Origin of the sequence: Burkholderia sp. PR2, assembly GCF_052372875.1 — a bacterium.
GTDB lineage: Bacteria > Pseudomonadota > Gammaproteobacteria > Burkholderiales > Burkholderiaceae > Burkholderia > Burkholderia diffusa.
Map to the genome: position 1 here is coordinate 1197933 of NZ_JBQRWH010000004.1, position 22440 is coordinate 1220372.

Annotated in this window: 20 protein-coding genes, 1 pseudogene and 1 riboswitch; of the genes and pseudogenes, 8 read left to right on the forward strand and 13 right to left on the reverse strand. The window is 67.0% G+C overall.

What is annotated here, in order from left to right; translation table 11 throughout:
- Nucleotides 1-30 precede the first annotated feature (30 nt).
- The 5 genes from ACT2FV_RS22815 to thiC all read right to left on the reverse strand — a co-directional run bounded on the left by ACT2FV_RS22815 (nt 31) and on the right by thiC (nt 5704).
- Nucleotides 31-1311 carry an EAL domain-containing protein gene (locus ACT2FV_RS22815; protein WP_059603432.1) on the reverse strand — a complete coding sequence of 427 codons (1281 nt, stop codon included), beginning with the start codon at nt 1309-1311 and terminating at the stop codon, nt 31-33.
- 448 nt (nt 1312-1759) lie between these two features.
- On the reverse strand, nt 1760-2686 hold the full coding sequence (locus ACT2FV_RS22820) for a DMT family transporter (protein ID WP_124623206.1): 927 nt from the start codon (nt 2684-2686) through the stop codon (nt 1760-1762).
- 142 nt (nt 2687-2828) lie between these two features.
- The gene (locus ACT2FV_RS22825; RefSeq protein ID WP_444504845.1) at nt 2829-3077 is read right to left on the reverse strand and encodes a hypothetical protein; all 249 of its coding nucleotides are present in this window, start codon (nt 3075-3077) and stop codon (nt 2829-2831) included.
- Between the two features lie 209 nt (nt 3078-3286).
- Nucleotides 3287-3502 (reverse strand): glycine zipper 2TM domain-containing protein, encoded by a 216-nt coding sequence (locus tag ACT2FV_RS22830; protein WP_059449419.1) that lies wholly within the window; start codon nt 3500-3502, stop codon nt 3287-3289.
- A gap of 270 nt (nt 3503-3772) precedes the next feature.
- On the reverse strand, nt 3773-5704 hold the full coding sequence (thiC, locus tag ACT2FV_RS22835; RefSeq protein WP_226114002.1) for a phosphomethylpyrimidine synthase ThiC: 1932 nt from the start codon (nt 5702-5704) through the stop codon (nt 3773-3775).
- A 124-nt stretch (nt 5705-5828) separates the two neighbouring features.
- Nucleotides 5829-5945: riboswitch (TPP riboswitch) on the reverse strand.
- A 269-nt stretch (nt 5946-6214) separates the two neighbouring features.
- Here thiC and ACT2FV_RS22840 point away from each other — a divergent pair.
- The 3 genes from ACT2FV_RS22840 to ACT2FV_RS22850 all read left to right on the forward strand — a co-directional run bounded on the left by ACT2FV_RS22840 (nt 6215) and on the right by ACT2FV_RS22850 (nt 8005).
- Complete coding sequence (locus ACT2FV_RS22840; RefSeq protein WP_059603444.1) at nt 6215-6466, forward strand: pentapeptide MXKDX repeat protein; 252 nt, start codon at nt 6215-6217, stop codon at nt 6464-6466.
- Between the two features lie 88 nt (nt 6467-6554).
- Entirely contained in the window at nt 6555-7187 is a 633-nt protein-coding gene (locus tag ACT2FV_RS22845) for a cytochrome b/b6 domain-containing protein (protein ID WP_124623204.1), read from the forward strand.
- Nucleotides 7188-7216: 29 nt separating this feature from the next.
- On the forward strand, nt 7217-8005 hold the full coding sequence (locus ACT2FV_RS22850) for a molybdopterin-dependent oxidoreductase (protein WP_444504846.1): 789 nt from the start codon (nt 7217-7219) through the stop codon (nt 8003-8005).
- A 42-nt stretch (nt 8006-8047) separates the two neighbouring features.
- Here ACT2FV_RS22850 and ACT2FV_RS22855 read toward each other — a convergent pair.
- Nucleotides 8048-8212: pseudogene (locus ACT2FV_RS22855) on the reverse strand (XRE family transcriptional regulator); the annotation flags it as partial.
- A gap of 415 nt (nt 8213-8627) precedes the next feature.
- Between ACT2FV_RS22855 and ACT2FV_RS22860 the strand changes: the two are divergent.
- Nucleotides 8628-9809 carry an EamA family transporter gene (locus ACT2FV_RS22860; RefSeq protein ID WP_059603453.1) on the forward strand — a complete coding sequence of 394 codons (1182 nt, stop codon included), beginning with the start codon at nt 8628-8630 and terminating at the stop codon, nt 9807-9809.
- 21 nt (nt 9810-9830) lie between these two features.
- On the opposite strand, the gene ACT2FV_RS22865 is transcribed toward ACT2FV_RS22860, so the two are convergent.
- From ACT2FV_RS22865 to ACT2FV_RS22895, 7 genes are all read right to left on the reverse strand, one after another.
- The gene (locus tag ACT2FV_RS22865; RefSeq protein ID WP_059603642.1) at nt 9831-11030 is read right to left on the reverse strand and encodes an MFS transporter; all 1200 of its coding nucleotides are present in this window, start codon (nt 11028-11030) and stop codon (nt 9831-9833) included.
- Nucleotides 11031-11271: 241 nt separating this feature from the next.
- Nucleotides 11272-12096, reverse strand: a complete 825-nt coding sequence (locus tag ACT2FV_RS22870; RefSeq protein WP_444504847.1) for a phosphodiesterase — start codon at nt 12094-12096, stop codon at nt 11272-11274.
- A gap of 42 nt (nt 12097-12138) precedes the next feature.
- Nucleotides 12139-13170: an ABC transporter ATP-binding protein gene (locus ACT2FV_RS22875; RefSeq protein WP_444504848.1), complete on the reverse strand. Its 1032-nt coding sequence runs from the start codon at nt 13168-13170 to the stop codon at nt 12139-12141.
- Nucleotides 13171-13194: 24 nt separating this feature from the next.
- Nucleotides 13195-14091, reverse strand: coding sequence for an ABC transporter permease (locus tag ACT2FV_RS22880; RefSeq protein ID WP_444504849.1), 897 nt, complete (start codon nt 14089-14091; stop codon nt 13195-13197).
- 10 nt (nt 14092-14101) lie between these two features.
- Complete coding sequence (locus tag ACT2FV_RS22885; RefSeq protein ID WP_444504850.1) at nt 14102-14926, reverse strand: ABC transporter permease; 825 nt, start codon at nt 14924-14926, stop codon at nt 14102-14104.
- A 16-nt stretch (nt 14927-14942) separates the two neighbouring features.
- Nucleotides 14943-15971 (reverse strand): ABC transporter substrate-binding protein, encoded by a 1029-nt coding sequence (locus ACT2FV_RS22890; RefSeq protein WP_059603467.1) that lies wholly within the window; start codon nt 15969-15971, stop codon nt 14943-14945.
- 64 nt (nt 15972-16035) lie between these two features.
- Complete coding sequence (locus tag ACT2FV_RS22895) at nt 16036-17061, reverse strand: LacI family DNA-binding transcriptional regulator (protein ID WP_124902056.1); 1026 nt, start codon at nt 17059-17061, stop codon at nt 16036-16038.
- Nucleotides 17062-17892: 831 nt separating this feature from the next.
- Here ACT2FV_RS22895 and ACT2FV_RS22900 point away from each other — a divergent pair.
- The 4 genes from ACT2FV_RS22900 to ACT2FV_RS22915 all read left to right on the forward strand — a co-directional run bounded on the left by ACT2FV_RS22900 (nt 17893) and on the right by ACT2FV_RS22915 (nt 21930).
- The gene (locus tag ACT2FV_RS22900; protein ID WP_444504851.1) at nt 17893-19110 is read left to right on the forward strand and encodes a tyrosine-type recombinase/integrase; all 1218 of its coding nucleotides are present in this window, start codon (nt 17893-17895) and stop codon (nt 19108-19110) included.
- Between the two features lie 63 nt (nt 19111-19173).
- Nucleotides 19174-19899: a DNA -binding domain-containing protein gene (locus ACT2FV_RS22905; protein ID WP_444504852.1), complete on the forward strand. Its 726-nt coding sequence runs from the start codon at nt 19174-19176 to the stop codon at nt 19897-19899.
- Between the two features lie 94 nt (nt 19900-19993).
- Nucleotides 19994-20230, forward strand: a complete 237-nt coding sequence (locus tag ACT2FV_RS22910) for a helix-turn-helix transcriptional regulator (RefSeq protein ID WP_444504853.1) — start codon at nt 19994-19996, stop codon at nt 20228-20230.
- An 8-nt stretch (nt 20231-20238) separates the two neighbouring features.
- Nucleotides 20239-21930: a DUF927 domain-containing protein gene (locus ACT2FV_RS22915; protein ID WP_444504854.1), complete on the forward strand. Its 1692-nt coding sequence runs from the start codon at nt 20239-20241 to the stop codon at nt 21928-21930.
- Nucleotides 21931-22440: the final 510 nt, after the last annotated feature.

Consider the following 22440-nt stretch of genomic DNA (forward strand, 5'->3'; position numbering starts at 1 on the left):
ATGGCGGGCGGCGTCGTGCGGCAATATGCGCTACCGCATCACGGTGCCCGCACTGTCGAGCACGAAGTCGACGCAGAACACGACGAGACGGTTTTGCGCGCGAATCGCGACGGCTGCGGTGTAGCAATCGCGGCCTTCGGTCAGCGAGAAGTGCGGACCCATTAGCGCGACGCGCCCTGGCGCCGCGATCGCGCGCTGGAAGTACGGTCGCCGCGACCAGTTGCTGTGCGTCTCCGGGAACAGCGGCGAGAGCCGCGTGCCGCTCGTCTGGCCGTCCTCGGGACGCGCGCCGATCGACGGCAGGAACTGTTCGCCGATCTCGTCCGTGACGAACACCCGGCGCGCGGCCGGCACCACGAATACGCGCTGCGCGGCGTCCTGCAGGCTGCCGCTCGCGGAAAATGCGGCCGCGCCGGCGAGCACGAGCCGCTCGATCGCGTCGAAGCCCGGCTGCTCGGCGATCGCTGGCGTATGCCGACGGGCGATAAAGCGTTGCCACGCGGCGTCGAGCATCGCGGGCGCCGCGGCGCTCGCGTGCGCGATCGACGCATCGGGCTGGCCGAACTGGAAGCCCTGGACGAAATCGATATCGGCCTCCATCAGTGTCTGCAGCGCGTCGTCGCTTTCGACACCCTCGGCGAGCACCATCGCGCCGGCCTGATGGAGCATCGATACCAGGTGATGCATGATGCGGCGATCGTCGGCCGACGCGTTCGCGCGTTCGACGAGCGATCGATCGAGCTTGACGATATCGGGCCGTGCGCGCCACACGCGGTCGAAATTCGAGAACCCGGTGCCGAAATCGTCGATCGCGATCAGGAAGTCCCGATGCTGGATCATGTCGATCGTGCGGGCGAGCGCGGCTTCATCGCGCGCCGGTTGCTCGACGACTTCCAGCACGATGCGGTTCGGCGGCAGCGCGAAATGACGGCACAGCGCCTCGACGAATTCGCGCTGCACGAGGCCCGAATCGAGCACGCGCGGCGTCACGTTCAGGAACAGCCAGCCGTCGCCGATGCCTTGCGCAACGAAGTTCGCCGTATGCAGGCAGCGAGCGAGCCGGTCGAGCAGCAACGCGTCGGCAGCGGCACGGGTCCTGTCGAACAGCGCGACCGGCGAAACCAGCGTGCCGTTCTCGTCGACGACGCGCAGCAGCGCTTCATAGCCGACCACGCGCTTGTGCGTGATCGACAGCACGGGTTGAAACACACTGCGCAGCGTCGTCTCGCGATACGTGGCGATCCAGCCGCTGGGCGTCGGCGTGAGGCGTTCGAGCAGGGAATCGAGCGAGAGGTCGCGGGAGGGCTTCATGTCAACGATGCCCTGGGGCGATCGGGGGGCGGTATCGTGCGCGCCACGCAGAAACCGTCGCACGCGCAGGTGGACGCGAGAGAACGTGGTGCATCGTAACCGCCTTCTGCGGATGAGTGATCCGAGTGTAACGGGAATGGCGCGGCGCGCGTATCAGGGTAACTCCAGACGCAAACGCTACACCGACGGCTGGACGGGGCATTCCGCCCGGGAGCGCGACACGCAAGGGCCACCGGTCGCGTATGCGGCGACAGCGTCGCATGTGCCGCGTGCACCGCGTGCGAAGAATCCGGGAGAGCGGGAGAGCGGCAAAGCCGGGCGGCTGCATCGGCATCAGGCGAAACTCGACATGCGCCGTCGCGCACCGGTCGACGCGCGGCGCTCGAGCATCGGCGGCCGGCGCGTCGCGGGGAGCCCGCACCGGCGGGGTGCCGGCCCTGCCGGCCGCTCAGGCTGCTTCCCCGCCGCGCGGGCGGAGCCCGGGAATCCGCTTGATCACGCCGGTGGCAAGCGCGGTGCCGACGAGCACGATCGCGCAGCCTTCGATCATCACGACCGATACGTGTTCGCCGAGGAACAGCGCGCCCCATAGCAGGCCGAACACCGGGATCACGAACGTCACCGTAATCGCGCGGGCCGGGCCGACATGCGCGATCAGGTAGAAGAAGATGAAATACGCGATCCCCGTGCAGGCGATGCCGAGCGCGAGCACGGCGCCCCATGCATGCGCGCCGACGGCTGCCGCGGGCCAGGTCGCGATCGCGAACGGCAGCAGCAGCACGGTCGAGCCGATCATGCTGCCGGTCGCGTTGACGAGCGGATCGACGCCGCTGAGCGTGCGTTTCGTGTAGTTGGCCGCGATGCCGTACAGCAGCGTCGCGCCGAGCGCGGCGGCGGCGGCGAGCGCGGTCGCGTTGGCGCCGGTGCTGCCGTGCGCGTTCGCGATCTGATCCCACACGAGCGTGAGGACGCCGGCAAAGCCGATCACGAGGCCGAGCGCGCGCGGCAGCGACAGCTTGTCCTTCAGCCAAACATAGGCGACGAGCGCGCCCCACAGCGGTGTCGTCGCGTTGATCACCGACGTCACGCCGGCCGACAGCGTCAGTTCGGCGAACGCGAACAGGCAGAACGGGATGCCCGAGTTCAGCGCGCCAACGACGAACAACGGCCACGCGCGACGGCGTAGCTGCGCGCCGAGCTCGGCGGGCTTGAAGCGCGTCAGCGCGAAGCCTGCGAGAAACAGCGCGCCGATTCCAACGCGCAGCGCCATCAGCGGCGCGACACCGAAGTCGGCGACGCCGATCCGGATGAACAGGAACGACGCGCCCCACAGGGCAGCGAGGACGGTCAGCAGAAAGGCGTTCTTGGGTGACATCGAGCGTGGCGGGCGAGGGGACGGGATGCGGAGAATCTTACACCGCGCTCCCGTGCCATCGTTTCACGATCGGATGAAACGGCAAGAACCGGGAAATCCGCTCACCCCCGACGCGAACCGGCCGGACGGCCGGGGCGGCCGTTCAATGATGGCGCCAGCCGCCGCGTCCACCGAAGCCGAAATTGAGCGACACCGCGGGGCCCCAGTAGCCACCCCAGGCCGGGGCATAGGCGGGGGCCGGATAGTAGTACGCGGGGCCCGGATCGACATAGACGGGCGCGGGCTGCACCGGCGCCGCCGTGTAATAGCCGGACGGATAGTAGCCGTAAGGGTAGTAACAGCCGGCGAGCATCGTGCACGCGAGCGCCGCGGCGACGAGGGTCCTGTTCATGATGTCTCTCCGGCGGAGCCGGCAATCGGCAGATGCTTAAGCTTAGGCCGCCCGGCGATGACAAGGTGCGCTAAACGGTAACGGATCATTTCCGGGCCGCTGCGGCGTGTTGCGGCGCCGCATGTGAAAAACGGCGTTTCCGCCGTGCGAAAACGCCGTCAAGCCGGAGCTTGCCGCGCGTCGCGCGGCAGCCGGATAAGCCGGCCGGCTTATTTGCCGACCTGGTTGCCGATGATGCCGCCGGCTGCCGCGCCGCCCAGCGTCGACAGCGCGTTGCCGCCGATCGCCGCGCCGGCGACGCCGCCGACACCCGCACCAATCGCGGTATCGCGCTGGCGTCGTGTCATCGAATCACAGGCCGAGAGGCTGGCCACCGTCGCGACGAGCAGCGCGCATACCCCAAAACGCCGAATCGAATGGTTCATGATCGTTGTCCTTGTGGTAGTGAACGGAGGTCGCGCGACCGCCTGACGGCCGCGCATGCAATCAATCTACGCGTCGTTCCGCGCGGCGGTTGTAAGGACTTGTTAAGGCTCGAGCGGTTTCGTAATCAATTGTTTCCCGTGCGCCGGCGGGTACACGGGATGCGTGCGCGCGGGATGTGTGCGCGCAAAAAAGCCCGCTCGAAAGCGGGCTTTCTGCCGTGCTTCACGAAGCGAAGCGGTCCGTGCGGACCGCCGCGTTCGCTTGCCGACTTACTGACGGTGATAGATCTCGGCGCCGGTCTTCACGAACTCGACCGCCTTGACTTCCATCCCCTTCTTCAGCGCCTCGGTTTCCGACACGCCCTGCTGCGCCGCGAACTCGCGCACGTCCTGCGTGATTTTCATCGAGCAGAAGTGCGGGCCGCACATCGAGCAGAAGTGCGCGACCTTCGCCGAATCCTTCGGCAGCGTCTCGTCGTGGAATTCGCGCGCCTTGTCCGGGTCGAGGCCGATGTTGAACTGGTCTTCCCAGCGGAACTCGAAACGCGCCTTCGACAGCGCGTTGTCGCGCACCTGCGCGCCGGGGTGACCCTTGGCCAGGTCGGCCGCGTGCGCGGCGAGCTTGTACGTGATGATCCCTTCCTTCACGTCGTCCTTGTTCGGCAGCCCGAGGTGCTCCTTCGGCGTCACGTAGCACAGCATCGCGGTGCCGAACCAGCCGATCATCGCGGCGCCGATGCCCGACGTGATGTGGTCGTAGCCCGGTGCGATGTCGGTGGTCAGCGGCCCGAGCGTATAGAACGGTGCTTCCTTGCACCAGTCGAGCTGGAGATCCATGTTCTCCTTGATCAACTGCATCGGCACGTGGCCGGGGCCTTCGATCATCACCTGCACGTCGTGCTTCCACGCGATTTGCGTGAGCTCGCCGAGCGTCTTCAGTTCGCCGAGCTGCGCTTCGTCGTTCGCGTCGTAGATCGAGCCGGGACGCAGGCCGTCACCGAGGGAGAAGCTCACGTCGTACGCCTTCATGATCTCGCAGATCTCTTCGAAGTGTTCGTACAGGAAGCTTTCCTTGTGATGCGCGAGGCACCACTTCGCCATGATCGAGCCGCCGCGCGACACGATGCCCGTCATCCGGTTCGCGGTGAGCGGCACGTACTGCAGGCGCACGCCCGCGTGGATCGTGAAGTAGTCGACGCCTTGCTCGGCCTGCTCGATCAGCGTGTCGCGGAAGATTTCCCAGGTCAGGTCCTCCGCCTTGCCGTTGACCTTTTCGAGCGCCTGGTAGATCGGCACCGTGCCGATCGGCACCGGGCTGTTGCGGATGATCCACTCGCGCGTTTCGTGGATGTGCTTGCCGGTCGACAGGTCCATCACCGTGTCGCCGCCCCAGCGGATCGCCCACGTCATCTTGTCGACTTCCTCGCCGATCGACGACGTGACGGCCGAGTTGCCGATGTTCGCGTTGATCTTCACGAGGAAGTTGCGGCCGATGATCATCGGCTCGGATTCCGGGTGGTTGATGTTCGCGGGGATGATCGCGCGGCCGCGCGCGACTTCGTCGCGCACGAACTCGGGGGTGATCTCGGCCAGCGCGTTCGCGCCGAAGGCCGCGGCGCCGAACGCCTGGCCCGGGTGCTGGCGGCCCATCATCGCGGCGAGCTTCGCGCCGTTCGGGCCGCTCGACTTCAGGCTCTCGATGTACTCGGCGCGGCGCTGGTTCTCGCGGATCGCGATGTATTCCATTTCCGGCGTGATGATGCCCTGGCGCGCGTAGTGCATCTGCGTGACGTTCTTGCCGCCTTGCGCGCGGCGCGGGTTGCGATGCAGGCCCGGGAAACGCAGGTCGGCGGTGGCCGGGTCGGCCGCGCGCTCGAGGCCGTACCGGCTCGACAGGCCGTCGAGCACCTCGGTGTCGCCGCGCGCTTCGATCCAGCGCTGGCGCAGTGCCGGCAGGCCGGCGCGGATGTCGATCTTCGCGTCCGGATCGGTGTAGGGGCCCGACGTGTCGTACACGTAGATCGGCGGGTTCTTTTCGCCGCCGAAGCCGGTCGGGGTGTCGGCCTGCGTGATTTCACGCATCGGCACGCGGATGTCGGGCTGCGAGCCGGTTACATAAACCTTTCGCGAATTGGGCAGCGGGGCGACGGCAGCGGCGTCGACATGGGCGTCCGCGGACAGAAACTTCGGATTGGCGTTCATGCAATCTCCTGTGTGAGCGCCGGACAGGCGCCACGGCGCTTGCCCGGAGCCCTTGACGAATGTGGGGCTCGAGCTAAGCAGGAGACGAGGCTTGGTGAGGCGGCGGATTTCGTCAGAAGGATGGCGGCGAAATCCGTACGCTTCCCTGCGCTGGCATTATCCAGATCAGGTTCAAAGGGTATTTCTCACCCGCAATGCCGGTTGTTTGACCGAACGCATTGCAGGACCCCCGCGTTAGCAGCGCACACGATACACTGGCTTCGCGGCGGTTTCAACCGGTGGCAGATCGGTTGCCGCGGTGCAGTTGCAGCATTACGGGCGGCGCGCCAGCCGCGCAAGCCGCGATGCATGACACCGCCGCACGGCCCTGCAGCCCGGCTGACAACGACGGCGCGGCGCAGCATGGCGGCACTTCTGGCAGCCCCAAAAAAATATTTTCGAAACGGCTGTCATATCCCGCGACGTCCTCCGTCTATTCGTCTCCTCAAACCCATGTTTCGGAGAGATGTCATGAAAAAAGTACTGATCGCAGCGTGTGTCGCCGGTTTCGCCATGGCCGCAACGGGTGCGTATGCGCAGAACGACGCGATGTCGAAGGAAGGCTCGTCGATGTCGAAGGATGCGATGGGCCACGACGCGATGGCGAAGGATGGGGCGATGAAGAAAGGCGCCATGAAGAAGCACGCGATGAAGAAGGACGCGATGTCGCACGACGCGATGGGCAAGTCGATGTCGGGCGACAAGATGGCACCGTCGAACTGACCGACGCGGGCGGGGCGCGGCCCGCGCATGCGGTACACGAGGCCGCCCGCGCATCGCGCACCGCCGCAACGTTTCGGGAGTCTTCATCATGCAAACCGTTCCCGCTGCCGGGCGCACGGCAGCCACGCCGCCCGCCCGCAAGATTCATCCGCTGTGGGTGCGCGTGAGCCACTGGCTCAACGCGCTCGCGGCGATCCTGATGGCACTGTCCGGGTGGCGCATCTACGATGCGTCGCCGATCTATCCGCCGTTCACGTTCGCGCACGGCATCACGCTCGGCGGCTGGCTGGGCGGCGCGCTCCAATGGCATTTCGCGGCGATGTGGCTGCTGGTCTGCAACGGGCTGTTCTACCTCGCGATGTCGATCGCGACGGGCCGCCTCGCGCGCAAGATGCTGCCCGTCACGCCGGCGTCGATATGGCGCGACGTGCGCGCGGCGCTGGGCGGCCGGTTGTCGCACGACGACCTGAGCGTCTACAACGCGGTGCAGCGTGCCGCATACCTGACCGCGATCGTCGATCTGATCGTGCTGGTGCTGTCGGGGCTCACGATCTGGAAGTCCGTGCAGTTTCCGCTGCTGCGCGAGTTGTTCGGCGGTTACGACAACGCGCGCGTCGTGCACTTCTGGGCGATGTCGCTGCTCGTCGCATTTTTCGTCGTACACGTCGCGATGGCGCTGCTGGTGCCGCGCTCGCTGCTCGCGATGCTGCGCGGTCGCTGACCCGCACGCCGCGGGCGAAGGAACCCATCATGTCGGAATCCGGAAACAACCGCGGTCAGCCGAGCTGGACGCTCGACCGCAAGTCGCTCGAGCTCGACGTGCGCCGCGAACTCGAGATGCCGTCGCGGCGCCTCTTCAACCGGCGCGTGCTGACGCTCGGCGGCCTGACGATGCTGACCGGCTGCACGCTGCACGACGACGCATCGGTCAACGCGTTCCTCGAGAAGGTGTCGCGCATGAACGATCGCGTGCAGGCCTGGCTGTTCAGCGGCGAGCGGCTCGCGCCGACCTATACCGAGGCCGACATCACGCGGCCGTTCCCGTTCAACGCGTATTACGGCATCGACGACGTGCCGCACGTCGACGCATCGACGTACCAGCTCGTGCTGTCGGGCCGGGTGACGGGCAAGCGCGTGTGGACGCTCGACGAGCTGTATGCGCTGCCGCACGCGGAGCAGATCACGCGACACATCTGCGTGGAAGGGTGGAGCGCGATCGGCCGCTGGGGCGGCACGCCGTTCGGCGCGTTTCTGGCACGCGTCGGCGCCGATACGCACGCGAAATACGTCGGCTTCAAATGCGCGGACGATTACTACGAAAGCATCGACATGCCGACCGCGCTGCATCCGCAGACGCTGCTCGCATTCGACTACGACGGCCGTCGCCTGCCGCCCGAATTCGGCTTTCCGATGAAGCTGCGGATGCCGACCAAGCTCGGCTACAAGAATCCGAAGCACATCATGGAAATCTTCGTGACCGACACCTACCCGGGCGGCTACTGGGTCGATCAGGGGTACAACTGGTTCGGCGGATCGTGAGCGGCGGGGCGCGGCCCCGCACCGCCGTGCTTCACGGCTGCGTCAGGCGGATTCGCGTACCTGCAGATCGACGCGCAGGCCGACCGCCGCCGCCATGCTCACGGGCGCGTCGAACCCGAACAGGTTCATCTTGCCGCGCAACAGATCGGACCCGCGCGGCTGAGTGACACCCAGCTGCTTCGCGGCTTCGGCCGGCTGGCCCTCGCTGGCGTCACGGACATGCGTATCGCATCCGTCGGTCATCGTTTCTTCCCGATCGTCAACGCACGATAGCGCCGTGCGGCCCGCGCGACGTCCGCGCAGCGCATATCCGGCCCCGGATTCCCGTTCGTCCGGATGCCGAAAAATGTCGCGCCGAAACGTCAGTCGATATCCTTTCAGACGGGTCCGATGATGCTTTCGAATCCTTGATGCCATAATGCCGAGCGTGCGCGGCCAAAGCCGTCTGCGCGCGTATTTTTGACCCTCTGCCGCCGCTTGCCGGTCCTTATTCGTCGCCGTTCGCACTGCCATGTCGTTCCGCACGTTCGTCTCCGCCTTCCTGGTCCCGTCAGGGCCGTTTGCCGGCATTGCCGGCGTCTTTCAGCGGAGCACGCGACACGTCGTGCGGGCGAGCTGAACGATGACGCCGCTCGACCGCCTCCTCGATTTCCTCGCTCGCCTGCCGATCCGGATCCGCCTGCCGCAAAGCCGCGGCGGCCGTGTCGCTCTGGCCCTGGTATTCATCTATTTCGTCTGGGGCTCGACCTACAGCGGCCTGCATTTCGCGCTGCAGTCGTTCCCGCCGCTGCTGCTGTCGGGGTTGCGCAACCTGCTCGGCGGGATCGGTCTGTTCATCTTCGCGCTGCGTCGCAAGCCCGAATGGCCGACGCTGCTGGAGATCCGCAACTCGGCGATCGTCGGCACGATGCTGGTCGCGCTGTCGTCCGGCACCATCGCGCTCGGGATGCGCACGGTCAGCAGCGGCTCGGCCGCGGTGATGGTCGCGACCGTGCCGCTTTTCGCGACCGTGATCGCGGCGGTCGCCGGGCGTCCGGTGACGAAGGGCGAGTGGGCGGCCGTCGCGCTCGGGATGGTCGGCATCGTCGTGCTGAATTCCGGCGGCGCGGCCGCCGCGAACTCGGCGCTCGGCACGATCTGCGTGCTCGCCGGCGCGCTGTTCTGGGCGGGCGGCGCGCATCTCGCGACACGGCTCAAGCTGCCGTCGGACCTGTTCCTGTCGACATCGCTGCAGATCGGCCTGGGCGGGTTGATGTCCACGATCGCTGCGTGGCTGATGGGCGAGCGCATCGAGCAGGTCGCGGTCGGTCCGGTGTTCGCGTTCGTCTACCTGATGGTGTTCTGCACGATGGCCGCGTACGTCGCGTACGGCTACCTGATTCGCCATACGAGCCCGATCATCGCGAGCAGCTGCATGTACGTGAACCCGATCGTCGCGGTCGCGCTCGGCGCGCTGATGCTCGGCGAGCCCGTGACGACGGCGACCGTGGTCGCGACCGTGGCGATTCTCGGCAGCGTCGGGCTGTCGTTCGTGTTCGATCCCGCGCGCCGGCCAGCCGCGCGCGCGGCGGCCGACGCTTCATCGGCCGCGGCAACCGTGGCCGTCGAATCAGCGGCGGGTGCGGCGTCCGCACCGGATCAGGCCGCGATGCCGGACCCGGCACCGATCCTCGCGCCTTCCGCGGTATCGCTTGCGGTGCCGGTACCGGCTGCCGTCGTGGACCCGGCCGCGGTCATGGATCCCGCCCCGGCATTCACGCTTCCACCGGCCGACGAACCGGCCGCGTCTCGCGCCGACGCGTGACGCCGGCGCGCGGGGCGGCGTTCAGCCGTGCCGTGCGCCGCGATGGTGGGACCAGCCGGCGAGCGCGGCAAACAGCAGGCCGGCCGCGCACATGCCGGTCCAGCCGAACGCGTGCCACGCGGCGACGCCGGCCGACGAGCCGAGCGCGCCGCCAATGAAGTAGCACACCATGTACACGGTGTTCACGCGGCTGCGCGCCTCGGGCTTCAGCGCATAGATGCGCGACTGGTTCGAGATCTGCGCGGCCTGCACGCCGACATCCAGCACGATCACGCCGATCACGAGCCCGACGAGGCTCGTCCCCGACAGCGCGAAAATCACGAACGACGCCGCGAGCAGTGCGATCGCGAGCGAGATGATCGCGCGCGGGCCGCGCTTGTCCGCGAAACGTCCCGCGTATGGCGCGGCCAGCGCACCCGCCGCGCCGACGATCCCGAAGAGACCTGCGGCCTGCGGGCCGAGGTGGAACGGCGCGCCGGCGAGCAGCAGCGTGAGCACCGGCCAGAACGCGCTGAACGCGGCGAACAGCGCGGCGCCGGTCAGCGATGCCTCGCGCAGCCCGCGCAGTTCGACCACGAGGTGCCACATCGAACCGAGCAGCTTGCCGTACGGCAGCGTCGACGTCGGCGAACTGCGCGGCAGTCGCAGCACGATCACCGCGGCCAGCGCGACGAGCGCTGCGACCGATGCACCGAACACCGCCCGCCAGCCGAAATATTCGGCGACGAAGCCGGCCGCCGTGCGCGCCAGCAGGATGCCGAGCAGCAGGCCGCTCATCACGGTGCCGACCGCATGCCCGCGCTCGGCCGGCGGCGCGATTTCGGCCGCGAACGGCACGGCCTGCTGCGCGATCGTCGCGAGCACGCCGATCGCGAGGCTCGCGCCGGCGAGCACCGCCAGCGATGGCGCGGTCGCGGCCACGATCAGCGCGATCGACAGGCCCGCGATCTGCATCAGGATCAGCCCGCGGCGATCGAAACGGTCGCCGAGCGGCGCGAGCAGGAACATGCCGGCCGCATAGCCGAGCTGCGTCGCGGTCGGCACCGCGCCGATCCATGACGCGCCGTCGGGAAAGGCCGAGCGGAAGCTGTCGAGTAGCGGCTGGTTGTAATAGATGTTCGCGACCGATACGCCCGCGATCGTCGCGAGCAGCAACAGCAGGCTGCGCGAATAGTGGGGCGAGGCGGCGTCGGTCGGACGGTCGGTGGAGGCGGCGGACATGGCGGCAACGGAACGAAGTTGGGCGGCGTGGGCGCGCGGCACGGCGTCGGCCGCGCGCCGATCGAGGGTGCCGATCATACCGGAGCACGGTGAATCCTGCCGGCCGTGCCGCCAGGCGATCGGGCGGCACGGCCAGGGCGTGACGGGCCGCTTTCAGTCGCTATCGGTCGCTATCGGTCGCGATCCGCCGAACGGGCCGCGACCGCCCGCAGCCGCCCGTCATCGCGAGCGACGCGCGCCTTCAGTCGACCAGTTCGCCGCTCGGTTCATAGAACGGATAAGGCCCGTCGCCTTCGTCCACGTACACGTGATGGGACATCATTCCCCCTTCCGGCGTATGCACGTGGACCGCGAACGCGGGCGGCTCGAGCCGGAACGCGGACGGCGCGTCCGCGCGCAGGTCGAACGCGACCTGGTGCGCGGGCGCCGGCACGGCCGACGCAAGCGTGCCGCCGAAGCGCGTGAACATCGTCCGGTGCACGTGGCCGCACAGCACGCGTTCCACGTTCGGATGGCCGCGCAGCAGCGCATCGAGTTTCGCGGCGGCGGCGGGCGCGAGGCGCAGCGCGTCCATGTGCCCGATCCCGGATGCGAACGGCGGATGGTGCAGCGCGACGATCACCGGCCGGTCGCGCGCGGCGTCGAGCTGCGCGGCGAGCCACGCGAGCCGCGCGTCGCACAGGTCGCCGTGGCTGGCGCCTGGCACCTGCGAATCGAGCGCGAGCACGCGCACGGCGCCGACGTCGAGTGCGTACTGCACGAATTCGCCGTCCTGCAATTCGGGGCGATCGGCGAACGCGCGGCGCAGCCCCGCGCGATCGTCGTGATTGCCGACCATCAGGTAATACGGAATCTCGAGCGGCGCGAGCAGGTCGCGCAGATGGCGGTATTCGTCGTCGTGGCCGAAGTCGGTCAGGTCGCCCGTGACGAGCACCGCGTCGGGACGCGGCACCAGCGCGTTCAGCTTCGCGATGCAGCGTGAGAGCGCGGCGGCGGTGTCGACGCGCCGGTACGCGAGCTGGCCCGGACGCTTGATGTGGAGATCGCTGATTTGAGCAAGCAGCATCGTCGTTCCTCGGAATGTCTGGTTATCGTTGGGCGGTATTACTTACGCGGCGAGTGCGATCAGGCCCTCCGCCGCGATCGTGAGGCCGACCGCCGTGCCGCGTGCGAGCTCGATGCGGCCCGGCACGTCGATGACGAGCGCGTCGGGCGCCGCATGCTCGATCGTGAGCCGCGTGCGCTCGCCGAGGAACGCGCACGCGCCGATCGCGCCGCGCAGCGGCGCATGCGCGGGATCGGCGAGCTGCGCATCCTCCGGGCGGAAGAACCACTCGTCGGCGGCGTGCGGCGTGACGATCGAGCCACCGGTCGTCACGAGCGCGCCGTCCCGCCATTGTCCCGCAAGCCGGTTCAGCGTGCCGATGAACTGCGCGACCGTGCGGTTCGCCGGCCGGTAATAGATGTCGCGCGGCGTGCCGATCTGCTCGATGCGGCCCGCGCCCATCACGACGATCCGGTCGCCGAGCTCCATCGCCTCGGCCTGGTCGTGCGTGACGTACACGGTCGTCACACCGAGGTCGCGCAGCAGCGTATTCATCTCGCGGCGCAGCACGTCGCGCAGCTTCGCGTCGAGCGCGGTCAGCGGCTCGTCGAGCAGCAGCACGCGCGGGCGCACCGCGAGCGCGCGCGCCAGCGCGACACGCTGGCGCTGGCCGCCCGACAACTGATCGACCGGTTTGTCCGCATGCGCGTCGAGCCGCATCATCGCGAGCAATTCGTCGACGCGTTCGCGCAGCGCGCGCGGCTCGGTCTTGCGGATCTTCAGTCCGTAGCCGACGTTGCCGCGCACCGTCAGGTTCGGGAACAGCGCGTAGTTCTGGAACACCATGCCGACCTGGCGGCGCTCGATCGGAAGCGCGGTCACGTCGTCGCCGCCGAACAGGATCGTGCCGCCGGCGTCCGGCGTGTCGAGGCCGGCGATCAGGCGCAACGTCGTCGTCTTGCCGCAGCCCGACGGGCCGAGCAGCACGAGCGTCTCGCCCGCGCCGATCGACAGGTCGAGCGGTTCGAGCACGCGCGTGCCGCGGAACGTCTTCGCGCAGCGGGTCAGGGTGATGGGAGTGGAATCGAGTTTCATGGGAGCGGGAAAGTCAACGCAGGGTCAGCGCGGGCGACGCTTCAGCGCGCGCGTGCCGGACGGATCGACGCCGAGCCACTGCATCGCGACGAGAAGCGGCAGCGTCATCAGCAGGAACACGATCGTGTAGGCGCTGCCGACCTCGAGGCGCAGCGATGCGTAGGTGTCGGCGAGCCCGACGGGCAACGTCTTCGTGTCGGGCGTATGCAGCATCCACGTCAGGTTGAATTCGCCGATCGACAGCGTGAGCACCGCGAGCGCGCCCGCGACGATGCCGGGGCGCAGGTTCGGCAGCACGATCGTGACGAAGCGCGTGACGAACGACGCGCCGAGGCTCGCCGCGCCTTCCTCGAGCGTGCGCAGGTCGGCACCGGCGGCAACCGCCGCGACCGCGCGCACCATGAACGGCAGCGTGAACACGACGTGGCCGACGACGATGAACCACAGGCTCATCCGGAACGCGGTGAAGCCGCCGTACACGACCAGCAGCGCGAGCGCCGAGGCGAGGCCCGGCAGCGCGACCGGCAGCACGAGCGCTTCCTCGATCACGCGGGCGACGCGGTTCTTGCTGCGTGCCAGCGCATAGCCGGCCGGCACGCCGACGACGAGCACGATCGCGAGCGTCGCGAACGCGACGCCGAGCGACAGCGCGACCGACCCCTGGTATTGCTGCCACACCTGTTCGAGCCAGCGCAGCGTGAGGCCGCTCGACAGCCCGCGGAAATAGTTGACGGTGAGGCCCGCGAGCACCGACATCACGACGGGCACGATCAGGAACGCGCACAGCAGCAGCGTGACGCCCCATTGCAGCGCGGCGACCGCACGCGCGCCCGACACGCGCGGCGCGCGCCGTGCCGCGCCGTTCGCATGCGACGGGGCGGGTGCCGGCGACGGCGCCGACGAACCGGAAAGCGATTGCATGACGAAATCCTCAGGCCGCGGCGGCGGCGGTGTGGCCGGTGAACCGGCGCGCGAGCACGAGCACGGCCCAGGTGACGATGCCGAGCACGATCGACAGGCCGGCCGCCGTCGCGATGTTCGCGTTCAGCGTGAACTCGGTGTAGATCGTCATCGGCAGCACGTTCAGGTCGGTGGCGAGCGTGAAGGCGGTGCCGAACGCGCCCATCGCGGTCGCGAAGCAGATCGCACCGGCCGCGATCAGGCCCGGCGCGAGCGCCGGCAGCACGATGTCGACGAAGATGCGCCACGGCGACGCGCCGAGCGAGCGCGCGGCTTCCTCGAGCGACGCGTCGAGCTTCGACGCGGCCGCGATCACCGTGACGATCACGCGCGGAATCGAGAAGTACAGGTAGCCGACGAACAGCCCCGCAACCGAATACGCGAACACCCACTTGTCGCCGGTCAGCTTCGCGGACAGCATCCCGATCAGCCCTTGCCGGCCGGCGAGCATGATCACCATGAAGCCGACCACGACGCCCGGGAACGCGAGCGGAAAGGTGAGCAGCGCGAGCAGCACGCGCTTGCCGGCGAATTCGCGGCGCGCCAGCAGCAGGCCCGAGATCGTCGACAGCGCGAGCGTCGCGAGCGTGACGCCGGCCGACAACGCAACCGTTTCACCGAGGCTCTTCATGTAACGCGCGTTGCCGAGCAGCGTCGCGTACTGCGTGAAGAACGCGCCGTCGGCGGACACCTGCACGAGTGCCGCCATCGGCAGCAGCCAGAACGCGGCGAACACCGCGAGCGCTGGCGCGACGAGCGCGACGCGCCAGCGCAGCGGGAAAGTCAGGTCGAGCATGGTTTGAGTCCGGCGCTTACTGCATCACCTGCAGATATTGTTGGCCGAACGCCTGCTGACCGGCGGCCATCTTGCCGAAGTCGACCGATTTCGCCCGCGCATATTCGCTCGCCGGCAGGAACTTCGCGGCGACGTCGGCGCCGAGCGTCTGCGCGCGCACCGGACGCAGGTATGCGTTGGCCCACAGCTTCTGGCCTTCGTCGGACAGCACGAAGTCGAGCACCTTCCTGCCGTTCGCATCGTGCGGCGCGCCCTTGACGAGGCTCATCACATACGGCACCGCGATCGTGCCTTCCTTCGGAATCACGAACTCGACGTTCGCGTGATCCTTGTACTTCGCGCGATACGCGTCGAAGTCGTAGTCGAGCAGGATCGGAATCTCGCCGGACAGCACGCGCGCATAAGCGGTCTGCTTTGGCACGATAGGCGCGTTGGCCTTCAGCTTGCGGAACCAGTCGAGCGCCGGCTTGAAGTTGTCGAGGCTGCCGCCGAGCGCCTGGTTGACGGCGACTGCGCCCGCATAGCCGACGAACGCGCTCGACGGATCGAGGTAGCCGACCATCCCCTTGTATTCGGGCTTCAGCAGGTCGGCCCACGAGCGCGGAACCGGCTTACCCTCGAGCGCGTCCTTGTTCACGAAGAAGCCGAGCGTGCCCGAGTGGATCGCGAACCAGTAGCCCTGCGGGTCTTTCAGGTTCGCGGGGATGTCGTTCCAGTGCGCGGGCTTGTACGGCGCGATCACGTCCTTGTCCTTCGCCTGGAACGCCGACGACACGCCGAGATAGACGACGTCGGCGACCGGGCTCTTCTGCTCGGCGATCAGCTGCGCGATCGCCTGGCCCGAGTTCTTGTTGTCGAACGGCACGCGGATGCCGGTCTTCTGCTTGATCGCCGCGATCTGCGCGGCCCAGTCTGCCCATTCGGGCGGGCAGTTGTAGCAGATCGCGGTTTCGTCGGCGTGGGCGGCGGGTGCGAACGCGACGAGCGCGGCGCAGGCGAGGGGTGCCGCGAGCACGCGCAGCAGCGAGGTCAGGCGAAAGGACACGGTGGGTCTCCGGGCAGGGTAAGGGTATGTCGCCGCGCCGTGCGCGATGGCGCGGCGCGTGCGTTCAGGCCTGGTGCAACTGAAGGTCGGCGGCCGGCGGCGCGACCGTCGCGCCGTCGCGCACGGCATGCGGCAGGATCAGCGACGTGCGCTCGATCGTCGTGCCGCCGATGCATTCGACGAGACGCCGCCACGCATGGCGGCCGATGTCCTGGTTCGGCGTCGCGACGCTCGCGAGCGGCGGCGCGAGCAACTCGCCGATCGCGATGCCGTCGAAGCCGAGCACCGACAGGTCGTCGGGAATCGAGAAGCCCGCGCGGCGCAGGCCGCGCATGACGACCATCGCGAGCAGGTCGTTGCTGCAGAAGAGGGCGGTCGGGCGCGTGGCCTGCGCGGTGAGGTGCGCGAGCACCGCGTCGGGCAACTCGGCCGCGTTGAAGTCGACTTCGACCGGCGGCAGCGTCGCGACGCCGGCTTCCTCGAGTGCCTGCGCGTAGCCGAGATGGCGCTGGCGTGCGCGATCCGACGCGGCGAGCGAGCCGGCCAGCATCAGCACGCGGCGATGACCGCGCGCGGTCAGCAGACGGACGCCGTCATAGGCGGCGCGGCGGTTGTCGACCGACACCGACGGGCGGCGTTGCGTGTCGTTGTGCATCAGCACGTAATGCGGGCCGTCGCGGTCGAGCATGTCGAGCAGCGGATGCGTGTCCGCATCGGCGACGGTCAGGATCAGCCCCTCGACGCGCTGCTCGCGCAGCGTCTCGATCGCATGGCGCTCGCGCGCCGCATCGTATTCGGTCGTCATCAGGATCAGCTTGAAGCCGGCCGCGGTCGCGAGTTCGTCGATGCCCTGCAGGCAGTCGGCGAAGACCGGGTTCGACAGCGTCGGCACGACGACGCCGACGAGCCGCGTGCGCTCGCCGCGCAACTGCCGGCCGAGCGGGCTCGGGCGGAACTGCAGCGTGTCGATGGCGGTGCGGATCGTCGCCAGCGTGGCGGGGCTGACGGTGTGCGGCGCGTTGATCGCGCGCGAGACGGTGGCGATCGAGAAGCCGGCGAGCGCGGCGACGTCCTTGATGGTCGGGGTCATGAAGTTACGCGATGTAAACGTTTTCGGCAGGGAGATTATCGAAAACGTTTGTGACCTCGCGATGACGCGCGAGACGTCTGTTTCGCGAGCAGCACGATACAAACATCTGACGTTTGGCGCCCGGCGAGCGGGGCGGATTCGATTGTATCGGCGGATGCTGCGGCGCGGGACGAAATCGATGAAGGTGTCGCATCGATGTCGATGACGGCGGATAGATCGGGGCGCGGACGGTGTGGGCCGACATGCTGCATCGCGATGCAATGCGCGTGAATCCGCTAACGCATGTGCAAGCAATGGTAGAATCGCGTCCGCCCTTTTGCCGGGGTGATGAAATTGGTAAACATAGCGGACTTAAACGATTGAGTGCCCGGCCGGAAACGGTCGGTGCAGAACCCTTCAAATTCGGCGAAACCCCTGATGTGCGCATCGAGGCAACGCCGAGCCAAGCCTCGCGGTACAGCTCAAGCGAGGAAGGTGTAGAGACTAGACGGGGGGCGCCTAAGGCGCACGGGCGGCGATCACGCCCGCGCGCGACGGCGAAGGCATAGTCCAGCGCACGAACGGCTTCGTTTCGACGCCGCCGGCTTTGAAAGAAGCAGTGTGACGAAAATCCGCCGCCTTGATTGGCTTGCCGGTTCAAGTCCGGTCCCCGGCACCAGAAACTGTTCCAACGAATTCTGATGAAATCCTGAAACCCGCGATAGCACAAGGCTTCGCGGGTTTTTTGATTCCTGAGTATTCCAGGTTCGTTCATAGACAGCCGGGGGAAAGTTGGGGCAACATTGGGGGCCATTGCGCCACTATCTTAGACTCTCCCCTAAAGTTGCCCCCATGCCACTGACCGACACGGCCATTCGAAACGCCAAACCCTCTGACAAGCCCGCGCGTCTGTTTGACGGTGGCGGTCTCTATCTTGAAATTGCCCCTAGCGGGGGCAAGTGGTGGCGGCTCAAGTACCGCTTCGCGGGAAAGGAAAAACGTATCTCGCTAGGCGTCTATCCTGACGTGTCGCTCGCGATTGCTCGGAAGCGGCGCGACGACGCCCGGGAAAAATTGGCGGCTGGCATCGATCCGAGCGAGGCGAAGAGGGCTGACAAGCGCGCGGTCCGTCTTGCCGCCACCAACTCATTCGAGGCGGTCGCACTTGGCTGGATGAACGAGCGTAAGACGGTTGTGGAGATTAGCCAGTACGAAAAGACGTTGGCCCGCTTCAAAAATGACGTGTTCCCCTGGCTGGCCAAACGCCCGATCGCCGAAATCGACGCCCCGGAAATTCTGGCTGTTCTGAAGCGCATTGATGGTCGCGGCGCGCGCTTTACGGCGCACCGTGTGCGCAGCGAAATCAGTCGGGTTTTCCGGTACGGAATCAAGGAGGGGTACTGCAAGTCCGACCCGGCCAAGGATTTGATCGGCGCTATCCCGGCTCCTGTCGAGAAGCATTTCGCAGCCATCACAGAGCCCATTAAGGTGGGGGAAATGCTGCGGGCGTTTGACGGGTTCTCCGGCACGTTCCCGGTGCTCTGCGCTCTGAAGTTGGCGCCGATGCTATTCGTTCGTCCGGGCGAGTTGCGGCAGGCCGAGTGGTCAGAGTTCGATCTGGATAAGGGCGAATGGCGCTACCACGTCAGCAAGACGAAGACGGAGCACCTGGTGCCGCTCGCCACCCAAGCGGTTGCGATCCTGCGCGAACTGCACGCACTGACCGGGCAGGGGCGATACGTATTCCCCGGCGCGCGCGACCGTAACCGCCCGATGAGCGAGGCAGCGATCAACGCAGCGCTGCGCCGGCTAGGCTATGACACACGAACGGAGATTACTGGCCACGGATTCCGGGCGATGGCGCGCACGATCCTGCACGAAGAACTCGAGCAGAAACCGGAGGTGATCGAGCACCAACTCGCGCACGCCGTACCGGACAATCTCGGCGCTGCCTACAACCGAACAAAGTTCATCAAGGAGCGGCGCGCGATGATGCAGCAGTGGGCCGACTATCTCGGCCAGCTCAAAGCTGGGGCCAACGTGATCCAGCTCGCGGCGGTGCGTCAGTGAGAAGGGCAGTTTTCACGGCAAGCCAGCCGGGCCAGGTTTTTCAGATTGGAGAGGGGCGCGTGAATGTCGCATAGCATGAATGAATTCATGGCTCGGTCGGCGGACTGGTGTAACCCGGCAGATTACCCGGATGAGAGCTTCAGTCCCGACCGGTGGGCGTGGGAATTCTTGAGGCGCAACGATGACTATCGCCGCGAACTCGATAGCCTGCGCAATGCGGACGAAGCGGCATATCAGGCGCATTTGGCACGGTGGCACGTTGCTTGTTACTGGACCGATGAATTCATGGCTCGAGAGGGACTAGATGCGCCGTGTTCGTTTCGGCCAGCGGTTGACGGCGCGCGCCGGCTTCGCGGCCCTCTCGCGGTTAGGCTGGCCGGTGATTTGGGCGCACGGGCTGAATCCGTATTTGTTCATCCTGCGCGCGATGACAGCATGGCGTTTGTGATCGACCTTAGCGCGCCACTAGAGCAGCAAATTGAGTCGATTCATCTGGCGGCGGCGGCCCGGCAGGCATCCCTTGGGATCGAGCCCGTTTCGCCGAGAGCGCAAATGGAAAAATATGCGCGGTATCTGCGAGCCTTCGATGCGAGCAATGCTGGCGCCAGCGCCAAGAAAATTGCTGATTTATTGTCGGGCGAGCTAAAGGATCCAGATGATTCGATTTCTGGAAAAACCGTCGGGAACTGGATCAAGTCTGCGCGTGAGTTGATAGCCGGCGGATACGTCGATGTGCCCCGGCTTACAAAGAATGCCGCAGAAAAGCGAGGCTACCTGAAGGAAAAATAAGGTGCCGCCTTATTTGGGTGTGCCCCTTGCGCCGCTATCCCTATGCTCCGTTCTGTGCCAGCGACGTCCGCTGGCGAACAAACGGAGAGTGCATATGACCGGAGTGCAGGGGTTGGCCGTTATCAAGCGGCAGCAGGTGGAGGAACTGACGGGGCTTCGTCGCTCGTCGATCTATGCTCGAATGCAAGCGGGTACGTTTCCGCGTGCGGTGAAGCTGGGCCAGCGAGCTGTCGCGTGGCGCGTCGCGGACGTCGAAGCGTGGCTTCGTGATCCGGCCGGATGGAGCGCGCCCGGTGCGTTGGCAGCGTCGGCATTGGGGGCGGCATGGTAATGCGTGCCGTGAAACCCAATGCGTCCCGCGCGGCGCCGGCGGGATTCGTCGTCAACGCGCGTGGCGTGTGGCGCGACTCGAAAGACGGACCGGCGGCCTACGTATGCGGCCCGCTTCACGTCCGGGCGCGAGCTCGAGACCAGGACGGCGAGTGGGGCAAGCTGTTGGAATGGCATGACCACGACGGAGTGCTGCAGCGTTGGGTTGCCCCCGATTCCGTCATCGTCAGCGGTGGTCCGGATCTGCGTCAAGGACTTGTCAGTCGCGGGTTGCCCGCGGCACCGGGCGACGCGTCCAAGCGCAATCTCGCCGAGTATGTAGCGGGTGCCGAGCCGGCCGAGCGAGCGCGCCTTGTGAGCCGCACGGGCTGGCACGGCGGCGCGTATGTGACGGCGGACGAAGTCATCGGCGAATCAGAAAACACGCTGATCTATCAGGGGACCGGCGCCGGGCACCGCGGCCAGGCAGGCACGATCGCTGGCTGGAGGGGCTGCGTCGCGCGCTACTGCGTCGGCAATCCGATCATGACGCTTGCGGTGTCGAGCCCGTTCGCTGCGATCGTGCAAAGGGCGTCGGGCCTGGAATCGGGTGGTTTCAACCTTGTCGGCAATTCGAGCTGCGGCAAGACAACCGCGCTACGCGCCGCCGTCAGCGTGATGGGCGCCCCCGATGGATTGCGGCGGTGGCGGTCGACGGCGAACGGTCAGGAGGGCTCGGCGGAAGCGCACAACGATTCGCTGCTGGTGCTTGATGAGCTGGGCCAGGTCTCGCCGCATGAAGCCGGGGATATTGCCTATATGCTGGCAAACGGCACCGGCAAGCAACGCGCCGCCCGCGATGGGTCGGCGCGCGAGCCGCGGACGTGGCGACTGCTGTTCTTGTCATCGGGCGAGATTGGTCTGGCGCAGCACATGATGGCCGCCGGCAAGCGGGCGCGGGCGGGGCAGGAGATCCGCCTTGTCGACGTTCAAGCGGCTCGCGAGCATGGGATTTTCGACGAGCTCCACGGCTACGCGGGCGGTGCGGAATTGTCGACGGCGATTGTCGACGGGGCGGCTCGGAATTACGGCGTTGCCGGGCGGCAATTCATCGAGTGGGCGTCGCGCAACCTGGACACCATTTCCGAGCGGTTGAAGCGTGAAATCGACGCATTCGTGTTGGCGCATGTCCCGTCCGGTGCTGACGGTCAGGTGGTGCGCGTGTGTAGGCGGTTCGCGCTGGTCGGTGTGGCGGGGGAGTTGGCCGGCGAGGCGGGAATCACCGGGTGGGCGCCCGGCGAATCCTTGGGTGCTGCTGCAGAGTGCTTCCGTATCTGGGTTGCCGATCGTGGTGGCGTCGGAAGCGGTGAGACGGCCGCGATTCTACGGCAAGTGCGCGCGTTTTTCGAGGCACACGGCGAAAGCCGTTTTTCGGACCTGGATGCGGTGGACACTCGGCCGACGATCAACCGAGCCGGCTACAGGAAGCGTGTGCCGACGCGCGAGGGGGAGGCCGCGTCGTGGACTCAATACCTGGTGCTGCCGAGCGCGTTCGAGCAAGATCTGTGCGACGGCTACTCGCCGAAGTCGGTCAAGGCCGCGCTGTTGGCCGCTGGCTGGATCGAGCCAGGCGAGGGTGGTAGAGCGAAGCGGCAGCGCATTCCGGGTGTGGGTCAGTGCCGCGTGTACGTGTTCACTGATGCGATGTGGGGTGGCGAATGACGGCGTACGAAATCGGGCAGCGCGAGATGCGCGCCACCTTGCACGGGCTACACCATTGGTATCGCCCGTCCAGCGAGGCGCGGACCATGCACGACGCGGAATTCGGCGTTCTGGCATTCGCGATGGTCTACGGGGTCGAACTGAGCGAGGAACGAATCGTGCGATTTGCGTCGGCGTTACACCGATGGATAACGGACGAGCAAGAGGGAGCGCTCCGCGACGCTGTCGAGGAGGAACTGGATCGAGCAACGGTTCAAGAGGATAGGCGGCAATGCGTGCAGCGGCGGTTGGATAGGCGGCGAGCGCGCCGAGCATGAACGGACCCGGTCAGAGATGGCCGGGTTTTTTGCTGCTGAGACCACGAGACCATGAAGCTGCGGGCTGAGACCCGGTTGCGGTCTCAGTGAAAGCCTTGTCCAGCAGGAGTTTGCGGGCGGTGAGGCCGTGAGACCCGCCATTTGAGTGTGTGGGAAATCAGAGTCGCCAAGACGGCGTTTGTTCATAATGTAG